The organism is Pseudomonas putida, assembly GCA_029953615.1.
Lineage (GTDB): Bacteria > Pseudomonadota > Gammaproteobacteria > Pseudomonadales > Pseudomonadaceae > Aquipseudomonas.
Map to the genome: position 1 here is coordinate 2,137,885 of CP124529.1, position 22,708 is coordinate 2,160,592.

A 22,708-nucleotide genomic window follows, 5' to 3' on the forward strand; every position below is an offset into this window, starting at 1 on the left:
TGTTTAGATCGCGTCGGTATCGGTTTCGCCGGTACGGATACGGATCGCCTGCTCCAGATTCACCACGAAAATCTTGCCGTCACCGATCTTGCCGGTGTTGGCTGCCTTGGTGATGGCTTCGATTACCCGATCAAGGTCCTTGTCATCGATGGCGACATCGATCTTCACCTTGGGCAGGAAATCGACCACGTATTCAGCACCGCGATACAGCTCGGTGTGGCCCTTCTGCCGACCGAAGCCTTTGACTTCGGTGACGGTGATGCCCTGCACGCCGATTTCCGACAGCGACTCGCGCACGTCGTCCAGCTTGAACGGCTTGATGATGGCTGTGACTAGCTTCATGAAACTCTCTCCCGATTTGGTGGACTTGCCCCAGGAAAACAAACCCGTCTCAAGTCTAAGCGCAGCAGTTGGCTTTGTAACGCGTCGTCGGCATCCGGCTCCGCATGCGCACTGCCTGGTCACAAAGAACCGCATCAGTGCATGGCTCGTACGGGGCGTTGCAGAAACCTTGCCAGTTCTGCCAACGCGCGGGAAAACAGCGAGTTATGTGAATCAGTCGGGATTGGCCAGTCGCCAGCATCGAAAACATGCACAATTTCGGTGCGGTCCGACCTGGCGCGTTGCTCGAAAAATGTGCAGTTTCAGAGGGGCGCTGCTTTCTGCAGGAGCCAGCGACGAGGCCGAATGCACATGCATGCGTGCTACACTGCCGGCCATTTCCCAGTATCAGTGGACCGCCCCATGCTCGCGCCCAAAGCCCTTCTCGACGCCCTGAGCGACCAGGCCTCGCGCCTGTTCAGCAGTGATACCGCCCAGCCCCGCGCCGAACTGGAAAGCCAGTTCAAGCTGCTGATGCAAGGTGCCTTCAGCAAGCTGGACCTGGTCAGCCGCGAAGAATTCGACAGCCAGATGGTCGTGCTGGCGCGTACCCGTGCACGCCTCGAGGCCTTGGAAAAACAGGTAGCCGAGCTGGAAGCCCGGCTTGACCCGACCCCACAGGATGAGTGAATGCAGCCCTCCAGCGCTTACCCGGTATTGTTGTTTTCCTACGGCACCTTGCAGGACAAGGCCGTGCAACTGGCCAACTTCGGCCGCGAACTGAGCGGGCAGGCCGACCGCATGCCGGGCTACCGCCAGGACTGGGTCGAGATCACCGACCCGGCCGTGCTCGCGGCCAGCGGCAAGTCCCATCACCCTATCGTCAGCCCCAGCAGCCAGAGCGACGACAGCGTGGCCGGTATGGTCTTCCAGATCAGCGAAGAGGAGCTGGCGGCAGCGGACCGCTATGAAGTCGCCGACTACAAACGCGTGGCCGTCACCCTCGCTTCGGGCCTGACTGCCTGGGTCTATGTCCGCGCCTGAGTCCTTCGGGCGCGCAGCCGGCACCCACCCAACGGGGTGAGCATGCAGCGGGCAATCGCTGCCTGAAAAACCAGGACGCACACTTCCTGCGCCGGCCCGGGTCGCGCTCGCTATGCTTGCAAAGCCGCAGGAAGCGGCCCTTTTCAGCGACAACGGAGCGTCCATGTCCCTAGCCCTCGTCCACAGCCGCGCCCAAGTGGGTGTGCAGGCACCGGCAGTCAGCGTCGAAACCCACCTGGCCAACGGCCTTCCCCACCTCACCCTGGTCGGCCTGCCGGAAACCACGGTCAAGGAAAGCAAGGACCGGGTACGCAGCGCCATCGTCAACTCCGGTTTGAACTACCCGCAGCGGCGCATCACCCAGAACCTCGCCCCCGCCGACCTGCCCAAGGATGGTGGGCGCTATGACCTGGCCATTGCCCTGGGTATCCTCGCCGCCGATGGCCAGGTGCCAACGGCCAGCCTTGCCGAGGTCGAATGCCTGGGTGAACTGGCGCTGTCTGGCAAGTTGCGCCCGGTGCAGGGCGTGTTGCCCGCGGCACTGGCGGCACGCGAAGCAGGCCGGGCGCTGGTGGTGCCACGGGAAAACGCCGAGGAAGCCAGCCTGGCAGGCGGGCTGGTGGTGTATGCGGTGGGGCACCTGCTGGAGCTGGTCGCCCACCTGAACGGCCAGGTGCCGTTGCCGCCGTATGCCGCCAACGGCCTGATCCTGCAATCAACGCCCGTACCCGGACCTGAGTGAGGTGCAGGGCCAGCTGGCGGCCAAGCGCGCCCTGCTGCTAGCGGCAGCCGGGGCACATAACCTGCTGTTCACCGGCCCCCCCGGCACCGGCAAAACCTTGCTCGCCAGCCGCCTGCCGGGGCTGTTGCCACCGCTGGACGAGCACGAGGCACTGGAAGTGGCGGCAATCCAGTCGGTCAGCGGCCATACGCCACTGAACAGCTGGCCGCAGCGGCCTTTTCGTCATCCGCACCACTCCGCTTCCGGCCCGGCACTGGTCGGCGGCAGCAGCCGGCCACAACCGGGCGAAATTACCCTCGCCCACCACGGCGTGCTGTTTCTGGATGAACTGCCGGAATTCGAGCGGCGTGTGCTGGAAGTGTTGCGCGAACCGCTGGAGTCGGGCGAGATCGTGATTGCCCGGGCCCGCGACAAGGTCCGTTTCCCCGCACGCTTTCAACTGGTGGCGGCAATGAACCCCTGCCCTTGCGGCTATCTGGGCGATCCCACTGGCCGCTGCCGTTGCAGCACCGAGCAGATCGCGCGGTATCGCAACAAGCTGTCAGGGCCGTTGCTGGACCGTATCGACCTGCACCTGACCGTGGCCCGGGAGAGCACCACGCTGAACAATCAGCCCTGCGGCGAGACCAGTGCCGATGTGGCGGCCAAGGTGGCCGAGGCACGTGAACTGCAACAACGTCGGCAAGGGTGTGCGAATGCGTTTCTCGACCTTGAGGGGTTGCGCCGCCATTGTGGGCTGGCGGCGGCGGACCAAGCCTGGCTGGAGGGGGCCTGTGAACGGCTGACCCTGTCGTTGCGCGCGGCGCATCGGTTGCTGAAGGTTGCGCGAACGCTGGCGGATCTGGAAGGTAGCCAGGCAATTGGCCGGGCGCATCTGGCCGAGGCCCTGCAGTACCGGCCGGGGAGCAGCTAGATTGCCGGGGCTGCTTTGCAGCGCCGGATCGATGTTAAAGCTACCGGCCTCTTCGCGGGCCGAGCCCGCGAAGGGGCCGGGACCGCAATACCTCACTGATCGCCAGTCAAAGCCTCTTCAACCACCTTCAGTAGCACCTCGTCAGAAAATGGCTTGCCCAGGCAGGCCAGCGCCCCGAGCGCCATCGCCGCGTGCACCGCCCCTTCATCCCAATGCGCCGACATGCAGATCACCGGCAAACGCCAGCCCAGCCGGGCCAGTTCGCGCTGCACCGCCAGCCCGCTCATGCTGGGCATCCTCAGGTCGAGCAGCACACACCCCGCCTGCCGCGCCGACGCCGAGGCCAGAAACACATCGCCCGCAGCGAAAGACAGGCTCTCGAACCCGGCTGAGCGCAACAGGTTGGCCAGGCTTTTGCGCACCGACGCATCGTCGTCGACGATGCACACCGCTCTGCTCATGCGCCGCCCAGGCCCTCAGGCCGCGTCCCGATGACGTTGTGCATGGCCACCAGCTCCAGCAGCGAGCGGGACTGCATCTTGTTCATGATGTTCTTCTTGTGCACCTTGGTCGTAACCTCGCTGGTGCCGATATGCCTGGCGATCTGCTTGTGCGACAGGCCGCCGACCACCAGCGAGAACACCTGGCGCTCACGCTGGGTCAGGCGCTGGTACTTTTCCTCGACCTGCCGCGCATGGTGCCACTTGCGGCCTTCGACCACTGCGCGCGTGCGCACCGCCGGCAACAGTGTCAGCAGCTGGTCTTCGTCGAACGGCTTGGTCAGGAACTCCACGGCCCCGGCACGCATGGCCTGGACAGTCATCGGGATGGTGCCGAAGCCGGTCATGAACACGATCGGCCAGGGTAGCGCCAGCCGGCGCAGCGCGTCTTGTACCTCCAGGCCGCTGGTATCGGGCAGGTGCATGTCCAGCAACAGGCAGGCACAGGGCGTTTCCAGGCGGGCCTCGAACAACGCCTCGGCACTGGCGAACAACTGATGGGGAATGTCCTGAGAACGCAACAGACGGCCCAACGCCGTACGCACCGACGGGTCGTCATCCACCACCAGCACCGGCACGTTGAAGTGCTCATCGAACAGCTCGACAGTGTCGGCCCCGGCGCACAGTGGCGACTGGACCGACAGGGTGCCAGGCACCTCGAAGCTGATCTCGGCAGCCAGGCGGTAGCCCCGCCGCGGCACGGTCTGGATCAGGCCACGGTCGCCAAAGGCCTTGCGCAGCAAGGACACCTGCACCTGCAGGTTGTTGTCCTCGACCACCGTTCCGGCCCACACCTGGCTGAACAGCTCGTCCTTGCCGACCACCCGGCCCTTGGCCTTGATCAGCGTCGCCAGCACCTCGAAGGCTCGCCCGCCCAACAGGATCGGCCGGCCGTCAATATAGACTTCGCGCCGCTCCAGCGACACCTGGGCATTACCTATTCGGATCATGGCTTCCTCGCGCGGGCACGGGCGTTTTCCAACCCCGGGCAGCCTAGGCCAGCGTACGCCTTCAGACAATTATCCCGAGGGATAGGTTGGCCTGAGGACTATACAAAAGCCCGTCACCCAGCAGGGGACGATAACGGACAACAGCGTGCCCGTTTCTGCCAAGCAGGCTGCAGCCCGCATCCGTACTGGGCCCGCTGCGTATACTCGCACGTCAGGATGTCGCTAGCAGGGGTGCCTTATGCTCGATGAACGCCTTGCCCACAGGCCCATCGATTACGACCAGTCCATCGACGAGGGCTGGCTGAATCGGTGTGACATCAGCGCGCTGGGCCAGGAAGGTGAGCTCAGCTACTTCCGGCTTCAAGACCCTGACACCCAACAGGCCTGGATCGCCGTACGCGCCCCGCGCGAGGCCCCCGCCGCCTGCCAGCGCCTGGAGCGTGACTACCGCCTGCAACTGGACCCGCAGTGGGCGGTGATCCCCTCGGCGTTCGTGCGTTCGGCCGAAGGCCCGCTGCTGGTGTACCCGGCCGGCCGCTCCATCGCTGACCTGATCGCTGAAGGCCCGATGGCCCTGGCGCCGTTTCTCGAAGTCGCGGTAAACGCGGCCACTGCCCTGGCCCTGGCCCACGAACGCAATGTGCTGCACGGCGCGCTGCAACCCGAGCATGTGTGCCTGCACACCAACCAGCGCGTGCGGCTGGGCTGCTTTCGCGCCGACCCGGCGCAGCTGATCAGCGAACAAGGCACCCCGCTCGGCAACTGGGCGTACCTGGCGCCGGAACAGGTCTGCCCGCACGGCAGCAGCAGCGACCGACGCACCGACATCTATGCCCTGGGCGCGATCCTCTACCAGCTACTGCTGGGCGAACTGCCGCTGGCCGGGCGCGACACCCAGCACTGGCGACAGCTGCATGCCGGTGTGCAGCCGCGGGCGGCCTGCGAAGTGAACCGCAATGTCCCGCAGCCCCTCAGCCGGATCCTGGCCAAGGCCTTGGCCAAAGAGCCGGACGCCCGCTACCAGAGTGCCCGCGCCTTGGCGGTGGACCTGGCCCACTGCCAGCGGCAGTCGGCTGCCGGCAAGACGATGGAGGCTTTCGAACCAGGTTGTGCCGACCCGGTCACGCCAAGCCGCGCACGCCTGTATGGCCGCTGCGCCGAACAGAAAGCCATCGCCCTGCTGCTCAAGGCCCTGCGCCGCGACAGCCAACCCCATGCCCTGTTGATCAACGGTGCCGCCGGCATGGGCAAGTCGAGCCTGGTCGAGGCAGCTCTCAAGGCCAACGCCAAGGGCTACTGGGCCATCGGCAGGTGCAACAGCGTTGCCCAGGCCATTCCCTACGCGCCCTGGGTCGAAATTCTCGGCGCGCTGACCACCCAGTTGCTGGCCAAGAACAGCCAGGACCTCGACACCCTGCGCCGCGAGATCCTGCGCCGCATTAAAGGCCACGGCCGGCTGCTCGCCAAGCTGGCGCCAGACCTGCAACTGGTCCTCGGCCCCCTGCCCGAACTGCCAGCCAAGCCCACGCGTCTGACGCTGCAGAAGGAGCTGCGGGCGGTCGTCGAATTCCTGCAAGTGTTCAGCCGCCCCGGCCAGCCGCTGGTGCTGTTCTTCGATGACCTGCAGTGGGCCGACGACGCCAGCCAGCAACTACTGGCGCTACTGCTGGCTCACGCGCCAGGCAACCTGCTGCTGATCTTCGCACGGCGTAATGATGCACCAGCCGGTAGTACACCCCTTGCCCTACCTGCAACAGTGCGCAGCACCACGCTGAACCTGCGGCCCCTGGACGTGGGTGCGGTGACCGAGCTGATCGGCGAGCGCTACCACGTCGGCCCCGAGGATGCATTTCAGGTGGCCGAACTGGTGCACGGCAAAACGGCGGGCAACCCGTTTTTCATCAATCAGATCCTCCGGGCCATGGTGGAGGATCAGCTGTTCACCTTCGACGCCCAGGCCATGCGCTGGTCATGGTGCCTGCAGGCCGTGGCCCGCCATCGCTACTCCGACAATGTCGCCGACCTGCTGATCGACCGCTTGGCGCGCCTGCCAGCAGCGCAGCGCGACCTGCTGCGGGTGGCTGGCGCCGCGGGCAGCCGTTGCGATGAACGCCTGCTTCACCATGTCCTCGCCAAAGTGCCCGGCGAACCGTTGAAAGCCCTGATTGACGCGGGTTTCCTGCAACCGGGCCAGAACGGCCTGGGCTTTGCCCATGAACGGGTGATGGAGGCCGCATACGCTCTCACGCCCGTGCGCGAGCGTGCCCCGCTGCATGCACATATTGCCCTGGCCATGCGCCGCGCCTGGCAAGATGACTTGCACGAGGTGCTGTTCGAACTCGCCAACCAGCTGCAACGCGCCAGCCCATACGGGTTTGCAGCGGACGACTGCGAAACGTTCCTGCTGCATTTACGCGAAGCAGCATCACGCGCACGCGACGACGGCGCCTTAGAGCAGGCCGCTGGCTACCTGCATACGGCCGAGCAGTTGCTGCACCACGGCGCCACGTTGGAAAGCCGCGCCACGCATGGCTTTGCCATCGCCTGCATGGCCACCGAGTGCGACATGCAACTGTCGCGAATGACCGCGGCCGAGGCGCGCATCAGCGAATGCCGCCAGCGCGCACGCTCGTCGCTGGACCAGGCGCGGGTGTGCCGGCTGCAGGCTCTGCTGTACACCTTGCGCGGCGACTATCAGGCGGCCATCGACAGCGCCATATCCGGCCTGGACTTGCTGGGTACAAGCCCGGTGCGGGGTGCCGACTGGCAACAGGTCGAGGCCAGTCATGCCCGGGTACAGGCTCTGGTCGAACAGAAAGGCCGGCACTGCCTGGAGTCGCTACCGTGCACCGATTCGGAGGAAGTGACGGTTGCCATCAGCCTGCTGGCCACCCTTTCGTCATCGTTTTTCGTAAAGGATGACATCTGCTTCCTGCACCTGGCCAAGCTCATGGAGCTGTCGCTGCTGCACGGCGTTGCCCCGGGGAGCACCTACGGCATGGCCTGGTACGGGGTGATGATCGCCGAGCATTTCGGCGCCTACCATGACGGCCATGCCTGTTGCCTGGCCGCGCTCAAGCTGATCGAGCGGCACGGTTTCGACGCTGACCTGACCAGTGCGCTACTGGCCCTGGACCAGGTCAGCGCCTGGACCTCGCCCATGGAGTTCGCCCGCCGTACCGCGCTGGATGCGGTCGACTCGGGGCGCCTGAGCGGTGACCTGGCGATGAGCTGCTATGCCTGCAACCACCTGGTTTCCGATTCGCTGTTCATGGGCCGCTACCTGCCGGATGTGTTGGAGGAACTGGCGCAAGGCCTGGCCACCGTGCGTCGCTACGGTTACCGCGACATCGAGCAGATCCTGCAGGCCCAGCAAGCGTTCGTCGCCAAATTGAGCAGCATGCCCTGCCCGGGCTTGCCCGCAGCCTCGAAATCGCCCACCACGCGGTTCTTCCAGTACCTGATGGCCGGTATGTGCGACTTCTACCTGGGCAACATCCCGCAGGCCATGCGCAACCTGGCACTGGCCGGCGACAACACCTGGGCGGGACCGGCGCACATCAACCTGGCCGACTATCACCTGTTCCGCGGCCTGGCCCTGGGCAGCCCCGAGGCCGCTGGCAGCCCTGCCGACAAGCTGCGCGAGCTTCAGGCTCTGCGCGAACGCTTCGGCCGCTGGGCCGGCTTCAACCCGGCCACCTTCCGCAACAAGCTGTTGCTGATCGAAGGCGTGATCGCCAAGCTCGAAGGCGACGGCCTGGCCGCCATCCGCTGCTTCGACCAAGCACAGATCGCCGCCAGCGCTGCCGGTTTCATCCACGAGCAGGCGCTGGCCCACGAACAGCTGGCCGAGGTATGTATCCCCAGCGGCCTGATCTCCGGCGCCAACCTGCACCTACGCATCGCCCGCGACTGTTTCCATATCTGGGGCGCGACCGGCAAGGTGCACCAGCTGGAGGCTTTGCACCCGTTCCTGCGCACCCAGCCGATCCAGGAAAGCCATCGCGCCACCCACCAGGCCAGGCTCGATCTGGAAGCCGGTATAAAGGCAGCCCGGGCGCTGTCCGAGGAAGTGCTGCTCGAGGGCCTGATCGAAATCCTGATGGGCCAGCTGACCCAGCATTCCGGCGCCGACCACGGTGCACTGCTGATCGTCAGCGGTGCCGAATTCCAGATGGCTGCCCTCTCCTACATCGACGACGCCGGGCTGCACGTGAGCATGGACGATTGCCAGAAGTTCATGACCCAGGCGCCGCTATCAATCATCAACGCCACCATGCGCACCAAGAAACCGCTGGTGCTCAACGATGCCCAGAGCGATTGCCCCGAGGCCTTCCGCCAGCAGCTGCAGGCGCGCAATGCCCGTTCGGTGCTGTGCCTGCCGCTGGTGATCCAGGGCGTGCTGATCGGCCTGGTGTACCTGGAAAACCGCCTGGTGCCGAACCTGTTCGGTAGCCAGCGCCTGGCCATGCTGGAAATCCTCGCCTCGCAGGCGGCGGTGTCGCTGCAGACCGCCAAGTTGTACACACGCCTGGCCGAAGACAACCAGACCCGCGCCCAGATGGAAGCCGAGCTACGCCGCTCACGCGCGGAATTGGCGCGCACTGCGCACCTGCAGGTGATGAACGAGCTGTCGGCATCCATCGCCCACGAGATCAGCCAGCCGCTGCTGGGCATCGCTTCCAACGCCGCTGCCAGCCTGCGCTGGCTGAAGCGCGCCAAGCCCGACCTGGCAGAGGCGATTGCCGGCCTGGAAGACATCCGCAACGACAGCGAACGGGCCGCCAACATAGTGCGTGCGCTGCGCTCGCTGGCCAAGCAGTCGCCAATGCAACTCAAGGTGGTGAAGCTGGACGAACTGATCCGCGAAGTGGTGCGCCTGACCTCGGCCGATGCCGCCAAGGGCACGGTGGACGTGCAGACGCAGTTGCAGGCGGGGGTGAGCGTGATGGCCGACCCGGTGCAGTTGCAGCAGTTGGTGTTCAACCTGATTACCAATGGCCTGGAGGCGCTCGCGGGGTATCGCAGCGACGGGGTGCTGCGCATTGCGTTGGCGGTGGTCGGGGACGGGGTGGAGGTCTGCGTGGACGACAACGGGCCGGGGATAGCCGTGGATGAGCGAGAGCGGGTGTTCAATGCGTTTCATACCACCAAGATGGGCGGCATGGGGATGGGCTTGGCGATTTGCAGCTCGGTGGTGCAGGCCCATGGTGGGGAGTTGCAGGCGCTGGTGTCGGAGCTGGGCGGGTGCCGGATTCGTTTCACGTTGCCTGTGAATGCTTCTTAAGCCTGTACCGCCTCTTCGCGGGCACGCCCGCTCCCACAGAACCGTGCAGCTCTCAAGCTGTGCGCTATCCCTGTGGGAGCGGGCGTGCCCGCGAAGGGGCCGGTACAGGTTTACATCAACGGGCGCTCAAGGCCGCATAGCTGTTCATCAGGTTGCGGTAGTTGGGAATGCGCTGCGACAGCAGGTTACCCAGCCCTTCGATGTCGTTGCGCCAGTCCCGGTGCAGCTCACAGGCCACCGAGAACCAGTTCATCATCTGTGCACCCGCCTGGGTCATGCGCACCCAGGCCGCCTGCTGCACGGTTTCGTTGAAGGTGCCAGAAGCATCGGTCACCACGAACACTTCAAAACCTTCTGCCAGCGCCGACAGCGTCGGGAACGCCACGCACACATCGGTCACCACGCCGGCGATGATCAGCTGCTTGCGGCCAGTGGCCTTGATCGCCTTGACGAAGTCTTCGTTGTCCCAGGCGTTGATCTGGCCTGGGCGGGCAATGTACGGCGCATCCGGGAACATCTCCTTCAGCTCGGGTACCAGCGGGCCGTTCGGGCCTTGCTCGAAGCTGGTGGTGAGGATGGTCGGCAAGCCGAAGAACCTGGCCAGGTCGCCCAGGGCCAGCACGTTGTTCTTGAACTCGTTGGGCGAGAAGTCCTGCACCAGCGAAATCAGGCCGGTCTGGTGATCGACCAACAGCACCACGGCGTCGTCTTTGTTCAGGCGCTTGTAATCGGGTTGGCTCATCGGGGTGACTCCTTGGGTTGGGAAACGGGCCGGCACTGTCCACAAGGGGCTATACCGGCGGATAGGTTCGGCTTAAGAATGGGCGTGCGCCTGGCGCCAGGCCTTGGGCGGCTGGCCGACCAGGCGGCTGAAGGCACGGGTGAAATGGGCCTGGTCGCAGAAGCCGCATTCCAGGCTCACATGGGTGATCGGCGCCTCGGTGGCGAGCAGGCGCTTGGCCTTTTCCATGCGTGCCAGCAGGCGCCAGGCTTGTGGCGAGAGGCCGGTGTTGACCTTGAATGCGCGGGAGAAGTGGCTGCGTGTGAGGTTGCACACGCCGGCGATCTCGATGATCGACAACGGGCTGTGCAACATCAGTTCCTTGGCCCGGCGCAACCGCGCAGGCGTAAGCGCGCCGGGGGTTTGCAGCGGCGCTTGGGGCGTCCCGAGGTGCATGGCGACTCTCCTGTTCAATGCAGAAAGTCTCGCCCTCGGCACATGACAAAGTCCTGAGGCAAACCTGAATTGTTATTAATTGTGTGCGGCTGGATACCTTAAGATGCATGACATATTCAGCTACAGAGCCAAGAGGTATGCAGCAAAACGCCCACCGCACCGTGGCCATGGTGCTGTTCAACGATGTGTTGTTGCTGGATGTCACGGGGCCCATGGATGCGTTCGCCATCGCCAACCGGTTCCTGCCTGCCGAGCAGCAATACCGCTTGCTGACCCTGGCCGAGGGGCAAACGGCGGTGCGCGGCTCATGCGGGCTGAAGGTGATCGCCGACCTGCGCCTGGAGGACTTGCCGGAAGCCGTCGACCTGTTGCTGGTGCCAGGCGGCCCAGGGGCCTATGACATCGCCCTGCCAGGCATCGAACGCTGGCTGCCCCAGGCCGTGCGCCGGGCCAAACGCTTCGGCGCCATCTGCACCGGGGTCTTCCTGCTGGGCCGGGCCGGGCTGCTGAATGGCTATCGCTGCACCACCCACTGGAACTACGTGGAGCGCCTGGCAAAGGCGTTCCCCGAGGCCAAGGTCGAGACCGAGCAGATCTACGTGATTGATCGCTGCCTGATTACCTCGGGCGGCATCACCGCTGGCATGCGACCTGGCGTTGGCGGTGGTGGCCGAGGACCATGGCAAGGCGCTGGCCCTGGAAGTGGCCAAGGTGCTGCTGGTCGCCCGCCATCGCCAGGGCGGGCAGACACCCTACGGGCCACTGCTGGCGGCAGTACCGCGAGACGATTCGCCGATTGCCCGGGTGCAGGCGTACATCGTCGACCATATCGAGCAAGCCTTCACCGTGCAGAAAATGGCAAACCTGGTGGCCATGAGCGGGCGCAACTTTGCCCGGACCTTTCTGCGCGAGGTTGGGATCACGCCGCTGCAGTACCTGCAGAATGCGCGCATCGACCGGGCGCGCAAACTGCTGGAAGGCACCGACCTGCCCTTGAAGGTAGTGGCTGCGCAGTGCGGGTTTGGCAGTGACCGGCATTTGCGCAAAGTGTTTTGCGAGCGGATTGGCATGACGCCAGCGCAGTATCGGGCGCAGTTTGGTGGCGGTGAATAGTCGGATCTGCGCTGCCTTCTTCGCGGGCACGCCCGCTCCCACAGAGATTACACCGGCCTCAGGGGCAGTGTTGTACCTGTGGGAGCGGGCGTGCCCGCGAAGAGATCACCACAGGTTGTCACCCGTATCGGGACAATGTTTCTCCCCGAGAGCAGATTGTTCGACGCCATCTCAACCCCCAAAATCGTCCGCCAAACTGATCTAACGCTGCCCCGGCAGCTCATGGAGTACGAGCCAATGCCACACGAAGGCAGCCTTCTGCAAACCGCGGTGATCTTCCTGCTCGCCGCTGTCCTCGCCGTCCCGCTGGCCAAGCGCCTGCAACTGGGGGCCGTGCTCGGTTACCTGCTCGCCGGTGTGATCATCGGCCCGCAGGCGCTGGGCCTGATCCGCGACACCGAAAGCGTGGCGCACATTTCCGAGCTGGGCGTGGTCCTGCTGCTGTTCATCATTGGCCTGGAACTGTCGCCCAAGCGCCTGTGGCTGATGCGCAAGGCCGTGTTCGGCGTCGGTACCGCCCAGGTGCTGCTGACCGGTGCGCTGATCGGCGCCATTGCCCTGTTCGGCTTCAGCCAGACGCTACCGGCGGCCATCGTGCTCGGCCTGGGCCTGGCGCTGTCGTCCACCGCCCTTGGCCTGCAGAGCCTGGCCGAGAGCAAGCAGCTCAACGCCCCGCACGGCCGTTTGGCGTTCGCCATTCTGCTGTTCCAGGACATCGCCGCCATCCCGCTGATTGCCTTAGTGCCGCTGCTGGCAGCCAGCGGCCCGGACACCAGCCATGGCGACAGCTTGCAACACGGCCTGAAAGTGTTCGCCAGCATCGCCGTGGTGATCATCGGCGGCCGCTACCTGCTACGCCCAGTGTTCCGCACCGTCGCCCGTACCGGTCTGCCAGAGGTATCCACCGCCACCGCGCTGCTGGTGGTGATCGGTACTGCCTGGCTGATGGAAGAAGCCGGCATTTCCATGGCCCTGGGCGCCTTCCTTGCAGGCCTGCTGCTGGCCGACTCGGAGTACCGCCACGAGCTGGAATCGCAGATCGAGCCGTTCAAGGGCCTGTTGCTGGGGCTGTTCTTCATCAGTGTCGGCATGGGTGCCAACCTGCACCTGCTGCTGGAAATGCCGTTGGTTGTGCTGGGCCTGACCCTGCTGCTGGTGACCGTGAAGCTGGTGCTGCTGGTCGGCGTCGGCCGCCTGGTCGGTGGCCTGAACAGCGCCAGCGCCCTGCGCCTGGGCATGGTGCTGGCTGCTGGTGGCGAATTTGCCTTCGTGGTGTTCAAGCTGGGCAAGGACCAGGGCCTGTTCGATACCCAGACCTACGACTTGCTGCTGATGACCATCACGTTGTCGATGGCTATTACGCCGCTGCTGATGATTGGCTGCGCCCACGCCCTCAAGCGCCCGCAACCGGCGCGTGAGGTGCCGGAGCATTACAAGCAGATCCAGGCTGACACGCCACGGGTGGTGATCGTCGGCATGGGCCGCATGGGCCAGATTGTCGCGCGTATCCTGCGGGCACAGAAGATTCCGTTCATTGCCCTGGAAACCTCGGTAGACACCATCGAGATGACCCGTATGTTCGAACAGGTGCCGGTGTTCTACGGCGACCCGCTGCGCCCCGAGGTGCTGCATGCGGCCAAGGTGGGCGAGGCGGAATACTTCATCATCACCATCGACGACCCGGAAGCTGCCATTCACACCGCGGAAAGGGTGAAACGCCTGTACCCGCACCTGAAGGTACTGGCCCGCGCGCGCAACCGCCAGCATGTGCACAAGTTGGCGGATGCCGGCGCCGAGCCGATTCGCGAGACGTTCTACTCCAGCCTGGAGATGACCCGCCGTGCATTGGTGGGGTTGGGGTTGAGCGACGCGCAGGCGGCGGACCGGATTGCGCGGTTTACCCAGCATGACGAAGAGGTGCTGGAGGCACAGGGGCAGGTGCGTGATGACCGGGCCAAGGTGATGCAGACGGCCAAGGAGGCCCGGGCGGAGTTGGAGCGGTTGTTTGATTCGGATGCGGATTGAGCTATCGCCATGTGCCGGCCTCTTCGCGGGCTTGCCCGCTCCCACAGGAATATGCGCAAACCTGCCAGGCAGCGCAGTCCCTGTGGGAGCGGGCGAGCCCGCGAAGGGCCGCGTAGCGGACCCAATGCACAAAAATATCAGCAGCATCCTACTTCGTTGCGAGCCATTTCCTACTCAGCCATACCATCTGACGAATTATCCTACGCACCGTGTCGAAGCCCGTCTGATTGTCCGGGGAAAGCCTGCTCTCTAGGCTTGCCGGGTCGCTGTCGGTTCAGCGATCGGGTGTGGAAACCCGGCAGGTAAATCGGAATAGCTGTTGTCATGGCAGCTGCGCGCGGGAGGCCGAATGGCCTGCCGGGGTTCCGATAGCCTGGCTTTCCACCCCGCGTGCAGCCGCCACCCTTCGCGTGGAAACGGATGGTGCCGGCCAACCTCTATCGGAGTTTGGCTATGAAAAAAATTGTTCCCAATCCACCTCTCCCCAACACCAAAGAACGCGCCTTCAGCCGCTGCGATGCCGGCCATCCACCTTTGTTCACAGTAAACCCAGACGTCTCTGCCCACGACGCCCTGGTGCATGTCGCCCAGTACCTGCGCGGCGCCTACGACTGTGGCTACAAAGCCCTGGAACACCTGGATGAAACCGGCAAGAGCCTGTTCTGGAGCAACCTGAATGCGCTCGAAATGGCAGAAGGATTGGTTGAGGCATTGCTGGATGGGATTGAGTCGCAGCCTGTAAGTTGAAGCGCTTTTGCACAGAGCAGGCTGCGGTAACCGGCCTGCTCCGCCTCAATATAGGAAACGCCCTACAAAAAGAGTCAATCACCGTCTGATTGTTCGAGGAAACCCTTCTCCCTAGGCTCACTTGGCCGCACTGATCGCAGCCAGGTATCTCATTGAGCCCCAACAGCCCCACCGCGAAAGTCGCCGAGAAGAAAGGCCAGAACACTTGGCTGGACGAGCAGCTACCCGACCTCAGAACGCTCGCGCGTGAATTGCGTACACGGGCTATCGAAGAATTGGCTGCTGCCGATTCGCATGAAGCAGCAATCGAACTTGCTGCGCAGCATCTGGGTTTGAACAGTGAAGAAGCCAGCGTAGTAACCGTCAGAACGCCAATGGGCAACATCCGGATTCAACGCAGCTGTATCCATCACATCGTCGAGAAGCGACAAGATGCCCGGGAACGCTATGTAAAAGTAGCGCTGGATACGCTGATCGGACCATTTGAGGTATGGCAGGTTGCCTACACCAATGACACCTACAGGCTGGCGTTCATTGGCGTGTACGAGACCAAGCGGCAGATGCTGGTGGTCGTGACACTCGATAACGGCAAAATGCTGTGGAATTTCATGCAGTGCGATGCAAAGGCACTGAATAAGCATCGCCACGGCAAACTGCTCTACAAGCGGTACGCTTATGTGCCGAGCAAAGAAAAGGGCCACTGTAACCAGTGGCCCTGTGCTCGTGCTTGATATTCGTATACACACCCTCAAGCCGGGGTGTGGAGGTCTCACCCGACGCTGATGATTCAGCCATCGACGGGGTTCCTACACCAGCTATTGCCGCTGAATGGCAGCTGGTTTCGCGCTCAGGTGAAACGCTAACAACACTCCTGGACTAAGTCAACGATGGCCCCATTGCGGAGGCCATGCATCAGATTACTTGGTGTTACTTACCCGCAGTCAACGCGCTGTAGCTGGTAATCAGGTTGCGATAATCCGGAATGTGATTGGAGCACAGCGCCGCCAGGCCTTCGATGTCGTTGCGCCAGTCGCGGTGCAGCTCGCAGGCCACGCCGAACCAAGTCATCAGTTGTGCGCCGGCCTGGCTCATGCGGTCATGGGCGGCGTCACGGGTCATGGCGTTGAAGGTGCCGGAGGCATCGGTGACCACGAACACTTCGAACTCTTCTTCCAGGGCCGACAGCGCCGGGAAGGCTACGCACACTTCGGTCACCACGCCGGCGATGATCAGCTGCTTCTTGCCAGTGGCCTTCACCGCCTTGACGAAGTCTTCGTTGTCCCAGGCGTTGATCTGGCCTGGGCGGGCGATGTACGGGGCGTCCGGGAACAGGGCTTTCAGCTCTGGCACCAGCGGGCCGTTCGGGCCTTGTTCGAAGCTGGTGGTGAGAATGGTCGGCAAGTTGAAGAACTTGGCCAGGTCGGCCAGGGCCAATACGTTGTTCTTGAACGCGTCCGGCTCGATGTCGCGGACCAGCGACAGCAGGCCAGCCTGGTGGTCGACCAGCAGGACAGCGGCGTCGTCTTTGTTCAGGCGGTTGTAGGTGAATTTGCTCATGGTCTGTGCTCCTGAAGGTTATGAATTTTTCAGCAATCTGGGGTGTTTCGCGTTGATGGGCACAGATTAAAATCATCACCTTTGTGGCGGTAGATAGCAGAATTTGGCTTTAGCGTTCTGTTTCGTGAACGATAGATTGGCGCTGGATTTACTGGCCTCTTCGCGGGCACGCCCGCTCCCACAGGGATCGCACAAGATTCAAGGCCAGTGCGGTACCTGTGGGAGCGGGCGTGCCCGCGAAGAGGCCAGTACAGGCAACCAACAACCGGAGACCGATCATTGGAAGACCTGAACTCCCTCTACTACTTCACCCAGGTAGTCGAGCACGGCGGCTTCGCCCCGGCTGGCCGGGCGCTGAACATGCCCAAGTCGAAGCTCAGCCGGCGCATCGCCGATCTCGAAGACCGCCTGGGCGTGCGTCTGCTGCACCGCACCAGCCGCCATTGTTCGCTCACCGAGATCGGACAGGCCTACTACAACCGCTGCCTGGCCATGCGCGTGGAGGCCGAGGGCGCGGCGGAGATCATCGAGCGCAACCGCAGCGAACCGCGCGGTCTGGTGCGTATCAGTTGCCCGACCACCCTGCTCAATTCCTGGGTCGGGCCGATGCTGACCCGCTACATGCTCAAGTACCCGCAGGTGGAGCTGTTCATCGAGAGCACCAACCGCCGTGTCGACCTGCTGCACGAGGGTTTCGACGTCGCTCTGCGGGTGCGCTTTCCGCCGCTGGAGAACACCGACATGGTGATGAAGGTACTCAGCAACAGTACCCAGTGCCTGGTCGGCCAGCCGCAGTACCTGGAGCAGTTGCCCAAGGGTTTCGACCCGCAACTGCTTGGCACACTGCCGAGCGTGCATTGGGGCAGCGCCCAGCGCGAATACCAGTGGGAGCTGTTCCAGGGCGAGGACAGCAGCCGCAGCATCGTCATCCCGCATACACCGCGCATGGTGACGGATGACCTGTTTGCCCTGCGCCATTTCGTGGTGGCGGGGGTGGGTATTGCGCACCTGCCTCGGGTGGCGGTGCGTGAAGACCTGGCGGCGGGGCGGCTGGTGGAGTTGCTGCCGGACTGGCACCCGCGTTGCGGCATCGTGCATGCGATCTTCCCGTCGCGGCGGGGGCTGCTGCCGTCGGTGCGGGCGTTGATCGATCATCTGGCCGAGGAGTTTGCGATCAGCGACATGGCTTGAGTTCTGGGTTGGCTGTTACCGGCCTCTTCGCGGGCTCGCCCGCTCCCACAGGTATTGCACAGGGTTCAGAGCCTGTGGTGAACCTGTGGGAGCGGGCAAGCCCGCGAAGAGGCCGGCACAGGCAAGACCAGCCAGAGCACACACATACAAGCCCCCTTGCCTATCCTTCATCCACAATCCCGGATCATCCCCCCTGGAGCCCCCATGATCCGCGCCACTCACGGACCAGGCCGCGCCCTGCTCGCCACCCTCGCCCTGTACCCGGCGCTCAGCCAGGCCGAAGAGCCCGGCTGGTCGCTGCTCAGCCGCAACTACTTCCTGCACAGCGACTTCCGCTCGCCCTCCGGCAGTGGCCAGAACTACCGCCAGGAATGGGCCCAGGGCTTCATCGGCGAAATCCGCTCCGGTTTCACCGAGGGCACACTCGGCGTCGGCATCGATGCCCATGGTTTTCTCGGCTTCAAACTGGACGGCGGCCGCGGCCATGCCGGCACTGGCCTGCTGCCGCGCGACAGTGATGGCCGTGCCGAGTCCGACTACTCCAGCGCCGGTGCAGCACTCAAGCTGAGGATGGGCAATACCCAGCTGCGCTACGGCGAAATGACCGTGGAAACCCCGGTGTTCGACACCAGCGACAAACGCCTGCACCCGGAGTACGCCACCGGCTGGTTCCTGGATAACACCGATCTGCCCGACTGGCGCCTGCAGGCCGGGCGCTTCACCGCCTTCAACAATCAGGACAACAGCTCCAGCCATGATGACTTCAGCGGCTACGGCGCTACCACCGACAACCGCGCCATCAGCCTGGCCGGTGCCGCGTTCGCTCCCGATGGGCCATTCGGTGGTGCACTGTACGCTGGCCAGCTGGAGGACACCTGGCGCCAGGCCTACCTCAACCTGAACCTGGCCGAAGGCAACTGGCGCCTGGACGGCAATCTGTACAAGACCCGCGACACCGGCAATGCCAGTGCCGGGGCAATCGACACCCTCGCCTACAGCCTGCTGGCCAGGTACAGCTTCGGCGCCCAGGCGCTGAGCCTGGCCTACCAGAAGGTCGAGAGCGACACGCCGTTCGACTTCGTTGGCGGCGACTCCATCTACCTGGCCAACTCGATCAAGTACGCCGACTTCAATGGCCCCGGCGAGCGCTCGTGGCAACTGCGCTACGACCTCGACTTCGCCAATTTCGGCGCCCCCGGCCTGAGCCTGATGGGGCGCTATGTCAGCGGCCGTGGCATCGACGGCAGCCATGCCCCGGCGGGCGGCGCCTACGTGGGCCAGTACGGCGAAGGCGGCAAGCACTGGGAGCGCGACATCGACCTGAAGTACGTGGTGCAGTCGGGCGCCGCCAAGGACCTGAGCCTGTCGTTTTCCCACGTCAGCCACCGCGCCAACCAGGCCCAGGCCGGCGATGACATCGACCGGATCTACCTGATCATCGAATACCCACTCAAAGGCAGCTTCTGACATGAGCACATCCCCTTCAGGCGCCTGGAGCCCATTGCGCAACACCACCTTCCGCATGCTGTGGATTGCCACCATCGCTTCCAACATCGGCACCTGGATGCATGAGGTAGGCGCCGGCTGGCTGATGACCACACTGTCGGCCAGCCCGTTGCATGTGGCGCTGATCCAGGTAGCCGGCTCGCTACCGATGTTCTTCCTCGCCCTGCCGGCCGGCGCGGCGGCGGATATCGTCGACAAGCGCCGTTACCTGTTGCTGGTGCAACTGTGGATGTCCGCGGTTGCCGTGGTGCTGGCGGCCCTGACCCTGCTCGGGCTGATGAGCGTCACCCTGCTGTTGGTGCTTACCCTGGCGCTGGGCATCGGCACGGCACTGATGATGCCGGCCTGGAGTGCGCTGACACCGGAGCTGGTAGGCAAGGACGACCTGGCCAACGCGGTGGCGCTGTCCAGTGTCGGTATCAATGTGTCGCGCGCCATCGGCCCGGCTTTGGCGGGCGTGGTGGTGAGCATGGTCGGCCCCTGGCTGACCTTCGCCCTGAATGCCATCTCGTTCGCCGGGGTGATTCTGGTGTTGTTCCTGTGGAAACGCGAGGTCAAGGAACCGCTGCTGCCGGCCGAGCGCTTCGTCGGCGCCATGCGCACCGGGCTGCGTTTCGCGCGCAGCGCCAAGCCCTTGCAAGCCGTGATACTACGCGCCTTGGCGTTCTTTTTCTGCGCCAGCGCCGGCACCTCGCTGCTGCCGCTGATCGTGCGTGGCGAGATGCATGGCACTGCCGCCGATTTCGGCTTGCTGCTGGCGGCCATCGGCATCGGTGCGGTGGCCGGCGCCACCTTGCTGCCACGCCTGCGCGAACGCATCAGCCGCGACCGCCTGGTACTGCTCGCCAGCCTGCTGTATGCCCTGTTCCTGCTGGCCCTGGCGCTGGTGCGCAATTTCTATGTGCTGCTGCCGGCGATGCTGCTCAGCGGCGCTGCCTGGATAGCTGTGTTGTCCAACCTGCAGGTGGCGGCGCAGACCTCGGTGCCGGCCTGGGTACGGGCGCGGGCGTTGTCGGTGTACATCCTGATCTTCTTTGGTGCCATGGCCAGTGGCGGGTTGCTGTGGGGCACGCTGGCCAGCCATGCAACGATCACCTTGAGCCTGCTGCTGGCCGCAGGTGGTTTGGCGCTGGGCACGCTGCTGACCTGCAAGGTGACGCTGCCGGAAACCGCAGCCGAGGAGCTGACTCCCTCACTGCATTGGCCAGTGCCGCTGCTGAGCGACGACATGGACAAGGAAAGCGGGCCGGTGATGGTCACCGTGGAGTACCACGTTGACCCGGCCAAGGCCGAGGCATTCCAGCAGGCAGCTCGGGAGCTGGAGGCGATGCGCAAGCGCAATGGCGCGTTGTCGTGGGGGTTGATGCGCGACAGTGCGGACCCGGCGTTGTGGCTGGAATTCTTCTTCGAGGAGTCGTGGCTGGAGCATTTGCGGCACCACCACCGGGTAACCCGGGGTGAGCTGAAGATCGAGGCCCGGGTGCGGGTGCTGCAGACCGATGGGATTGAGGTGAAGATCCGGCATCTGTTGGCTGGAGGTGTGCACAAGGCTCACCATTGATGTTGGCTTTCCCGGCCTCTTCGCGGGCTCGCCCGCTCCCACAGGGATCGCACAGAGCCTGAGGACTGGGGTGAACCTGTGGGAGCGGGCGAGCCCGCGAAGAGGCCAGCACTGAAGGAACAAAAAAGGGGGGCCAATAACTGGCCCCCCCTTTTCACACCAGCTCAGCTTAGAAAGCAAAGCACGAACAACCCAACGCCCCCCAGAAGCCCTGGTAGTCATTCACCGGCACGCTCGAATGCCGCGCCTTTTCATGGCTATGCGCATGCACCCCGCATGGCCCGCTGCACTGGTGCACGGCGGCTGCCAGCGATGGCGTGCCCACCCGCCAGTGGCCTGGCACCTTGGTCACCGGCGACCACTCCGGCAAGACTGGCACCTGAGGCGGGCCGAGCTTGTCGAATTCCGCCGCGCCATACACCACCTTGCCATCGACCACGGTCAACACCGACTCGATGCCCTTGATCGCCTCTTCATCAACACTGAAGAAGTCCAGCGACAGCGCCGCCAGGTCGGCCAGCTGGCCCACCTTGATCTGGCCTTTCTTGCCCTGCTCGCTGGAGAACCAGGCGCTGCCCTGGGTAAACAGCTGCAGCGCGGTGTCACGGCTGAGGCCTTCCGGGTACAGCTCCATACCACCGACGGTCTTGCCGCTGACCAGCCAGTACAGCGAGGTCCACGGGTTGTAGCTGGATACGCGGGTGGCGTCGGTACCGGCGCCCACCGGCACGCCCATGTCGAGCATGCGCTTGATCGGCGGGGTCTGTTCGGCGGCTTTGGCGCCGTAGCGGTCGACGAAGTACTCACCCTGGAAGGCCATGCGGTCCTGGATGGCGATGCCGCCGCCCAGCGCACGCACGCGCTCGATGTTCTGCGGGGTGATGGTTTCGGCGTGGTCGAAGAACCACGGCAGGCCATTGAACGGGATGTCGCGGTTGACCTTTTCGAACACGTCGAGCATGCGCGTGATCGATTCGTTGTAGGTGGCGTGCAGGCGGAACGGCCAGCGCTGCTCGACCAGATGACGCACCACCGGCTCAAGCTCTTGTTCCATGGTCTGCGGCAGGTCCGGGCGCGGTTCGAGGAAGTCTTCGAAGTCGGCGGCGGAGAACACCAGCATTTCGCCGGCACCATTGTGGCGCAGGAAGTCGGTGCCGCTGTGCAGCTTGACGCTGGAGGTCCACTTGCGGAAGTCGTCCAGCTCTTCCTTGGGTTTCTGGGTGAACAGGTTGTAGGCAATGCGCACGGTCAGCTGGTTGTTGTCGGCCAGCTCCTGGATCACCTGATAGTCGTCCGGGAAGTTCTGGTAGCCACCACCGGCATCGATGGCGCTGGTCAGGCCCAGGCGGTTGAGCTCGCGCATGAACTGGCGGGTGGAGTTGACCTGGTATTCCAGCGGCAGCTTCGGCCCCTTGGCCAAGGTGGCGTAGAGGATCATCGCGTTGGGGCGGGCGATAAGCATGCCGGTCGGGTTGCCGAACTTGTCGCGCTGGATCTCGCCACCCGGTGGGTTGGGCGTGTCCTTGGTGTAACCGACGGCCTTGAGTGCGGCGCGGTTGAGCAGCGCGCGGTCATACAGGTGCAGCAGAAACACCGGGGTATCCGGCGCGGCCTGGTTGATTTCTTCCAGGGTGGGCATGCGCTTTTCGGCGAACTGGAACTCGTTCCAGCCACCGACCACGCGTACCCACTGCGGGGTGGGCGTACGTGCAGCCTGGTCCTTGAGCATGCGCAGGGCATCGGCCACCGACGGCACGCCTTCCCAGCGCAATTCCAGGTTGTAGTTCAGGCCACCACGGATCAGGTGCAGGTGCGAGTCGTTCAGGCCCGGGATGACCGTGCGCTGCTTGAGGTCGATGATCTGCGTGGTGGCGCCCTTGTGGGCCATGGCCTCGGCGTCGTTGCCCACGGCGATGAAGCGGCCATCCTTGATGGCAACGGCGGTCGCGGTGGGCTTTTCACGATCAACGGTGTGCAGTTTGCCGTTGAACAGAATGAGATCGGCGGTCATGGAACCTCCTTGGGTGGATGCGTGAGCGGAACCGGCGGAACCGGTAAAGGGCAATGCGGACCA

General features: G+C 64.2%; 16 protein-coding genes and 2 pseudogenes. 11 read left to right on the forward strand and 7 right to left on the reverse strand.

Annotated elements, in window-relative coordinates; translation table 11 throughout:
- Positions 1-3: 3 nt before the first annotated feature.
- Positions 4-342 carry a P-II family nitrogen regulator gene (glnK, locus tag QIY50_09795; protein ID WGV22424.1) on the reverse strand — a complete coding sequence of 113 codons (339 nt, stop codon included), beginning with the start codon at positions 340-342 and terminating at the stop codon, positions 4-6.
- A gap of 402 nt (positions 343-744) precedes the next feature.
- Here glnK and QIY50_09800 point away from each other — a divergent pair, with 402 nt between their 5' ends.
- From QIY50_09800 to QIY50_09810, 3 genes and pseudogenes are all read left to right on the forward strand, one after another.
- Positions 745-1,011, forward strand: coding sequence for an accessory factor UbiK family protein (locus QIY50_09800; protein ID WGV22425.1), 267 nt, complete (start codon positions 745-747; stop codon positions 1,009-1,011).
- Positions 1,012-1,365, forward strand: a complete 354-nt coding sequence (locus tag QIY50_09805) for a gamma-glutamylcyclotransferase (GenBank protein WGV22426.1) — start codon at positions 1,012-1,014, stop codon at positions 1,363-1,365.
- 163 nt (positions 1,366-1,528) lie between these two features.
- A pseudogene (locus QIY50_09810) lies at positions 1,529-3,020 on the forward strand (YifB family Mg chelatase-like AAA ATPase).
- Positions 3,021-3,112: 92 nt separating this feature from the next.
- Here QIY50_09810 and QIY50_09815 read toward each other — a convergent pair.
- Together QIY50_09815 and QIY50_09820 are read right to left on the reverse strand one after the other, a co-directional pair.
- Entirely contained in the window at positions 3,113-3,481 is a 369-nt protein-coding gene (locus tag QIY50_09815) for a response regulator (protein WGV22427.1), read from the reverse strand.
- The gene (locus QIY50_09820; GenBank protein ID WGV22428.1) at positions 3,478-4,470 is read right to left on the reverse strand and encodes a response regulator; all 993 of its coding nucleotides are present in this window, start codon (positions 4,468-4,470) and stop codon (positions 3,478-3,480) included. Before QIY50_09820 ends, QIY50_09815 begins: the two co-directional genes overlap by 4 nt.
- 238 nt (positions 4,471-4,708) lie before the next feature.
- On the opposite strand from QIY50_09820, the gene QIY50_09825 reads away from it, so the two are divergent.
- Positions 4,709-9,757: an AAA family ATPase gene (locus tag QIY50_09825; GenBank protein ID WGV22429.1), complete on the forward strand. Its 5,049-nt coding sequence runs from the start codon at positions 4,709-4,711 to the stop codon at positions 9,755-9,757.
- A gap of 115 nt (positions 9,758-9,872) precedes the next feature.
- Here QIY50_09825 and ycaC (QIY50_09830) read toward each other — a convergent pair whose 3' ends face one another.
- Positions 9,873-10,499: an isochorismate family cysteine hydrolase YcaC gene (gene ycaC, locus QIY50_09830; GenBank protein WGV22430.1), complete on the reverse strand. Its 627-nt coding sequence runs from the start codon at positions 10,497-10,499 to the stop codon at positions 9,873-9,875.
- 72 nt (positions 10,500-10,571) lie between these two features.
- Positions 10,572-10,934, reverse strand: coding sequence for an AraC family transcriptional regulator (locus QIY50_09835; protein ID WGV22431.1), 363 nt, complete (start codon positions 10,932-10,934; stop codon positions 10,572-10,574).
- A 137-nt stretch (positions 10,935-11,071) separates the two neighbouring features.
- Between QIY50_09835 and QIY50_09840 the strand changes: the two are divergent.
- The 4 genes and pseudogenes from QIY50_09840 (at position 11,072) to QIY50_09855 (ending at position 15,550) form a co-directional block, all read left to right on the forward strand.
- Positions 11,072-12,047 (forward strand): annotated as a pseudogene (locus QIY50_09840) (GlxA family transcriptional regulator).
- Positions 12,048-12,284: 237 nt separating this feature from the next.
- Positions 12,285-14,072, forward strand: a complete 1,788-nt coding sequence (locus QIY50_09845) for a monovalent cation:proton antiporter-2 (CPA2) family protein (protein WGV22432.1) — start codon at positions 12,285-12,287, stop codon at positions 14,070-14,072.
- A 453-nt stretch (positions 14,073-14,525) separates the two neighbouring features.
- Positions 14,526-14,819: a hypothetical protein gene (locus QIY50_09850; GenBank protein WGV22433.1), complete on the forward strand. Its 294-nt coding sequence runs from the start codon at positions 14,526-14,528 to the stop codon at positions 14,817-14,819.
- Between the two features lie 152 nt (positions 14,820-14,971).
- Positions 14,972-15,550, forward strand: coding sequence for a PBECR2 nuclease fold domain-containing protein (locus tag QIY50_09855; GenBank protein ID WGV22434.1), 579 nt, complete (start codon positions 14,972-14,974; stop codon positions 15,548-15,550).
- A 196-nt stretch (positions 15,551-15,746) separates the two neighbouring features.
- On the opposite strand, the gene ycaC (QIY50_09860) is transcribed toward QIY50_09855, so the two are convergent.
- The gene (ycaC, locus tag QIY50_09860; GenBank protein ID WGV22435.1) at positions 15,747-16,376 is read right to left on the reverse strand and encodes an isochorismate family cysteine hydrolase YcaC; all 630 of its coding nucleotides are present in this window, start codon (positions 16,374-16,376) and stop codon (positions 15,747-15,749) included.
- Between the two features lie 279 nt (positions 16,377-16,655).
- On the opposite strand from ycaC (QIY50_09860), the gene QIY50_09865 reads away from it, so the two are divergent.
- The 3 genes from QIY50_09865 (at position 16,656) to QIY50_09875 (ending at position 20,634) form a co-directional block, all read left to right on the forward strand.
- Entirely contained in the window at positions 16,656-17,567 is a 912-nt protein-coding gene (locus QIY50_09865) for a LysR substrate-binding domain-containing protein (protein WGV22436.1), read from the forward strand.
- 204 nt (positions 17,568-17,771) lie between these two features.
- Positions 17,772-19,034, forward strand: coding sequence for an OprD family porin (locus tag QIY50_09870; protein ID WGV22437.1), 1,263 nt, complete (start codon positions 17,772-17,774; stop codon positions 19,032-19,034).
- A 1-nt stretch (position 19,035) separates the two neighbouring features.
- On the forward strand, positions 19,036-20,634 hold the full coding sequence (locus tag QIY50_09875) for an MFS transporter (GenBank protein ID WGV22438.1): 1,599 nt from the start codon (positions 19,036-19,038) through the stop codon (positions 20,632-20,634).
- A gap of 169 nt (positions 20,635-20,803) precedes the next feature.
- Here QIY50_09875 and QIY50_09880 read toward each other — a convergent pair whose 3' ends face one another.
- A complete protein-coding gene (locus QIY50_09880; GenBank protein ID WGV23033.1) occupies positions 20,804-22,645 on the reverse strand; it encodes an amidohydrolase in 1,842 nt (613 codons plus the stop codon).
- Positions 22,646-22,708: the final 63 nt, after the last annotated feature.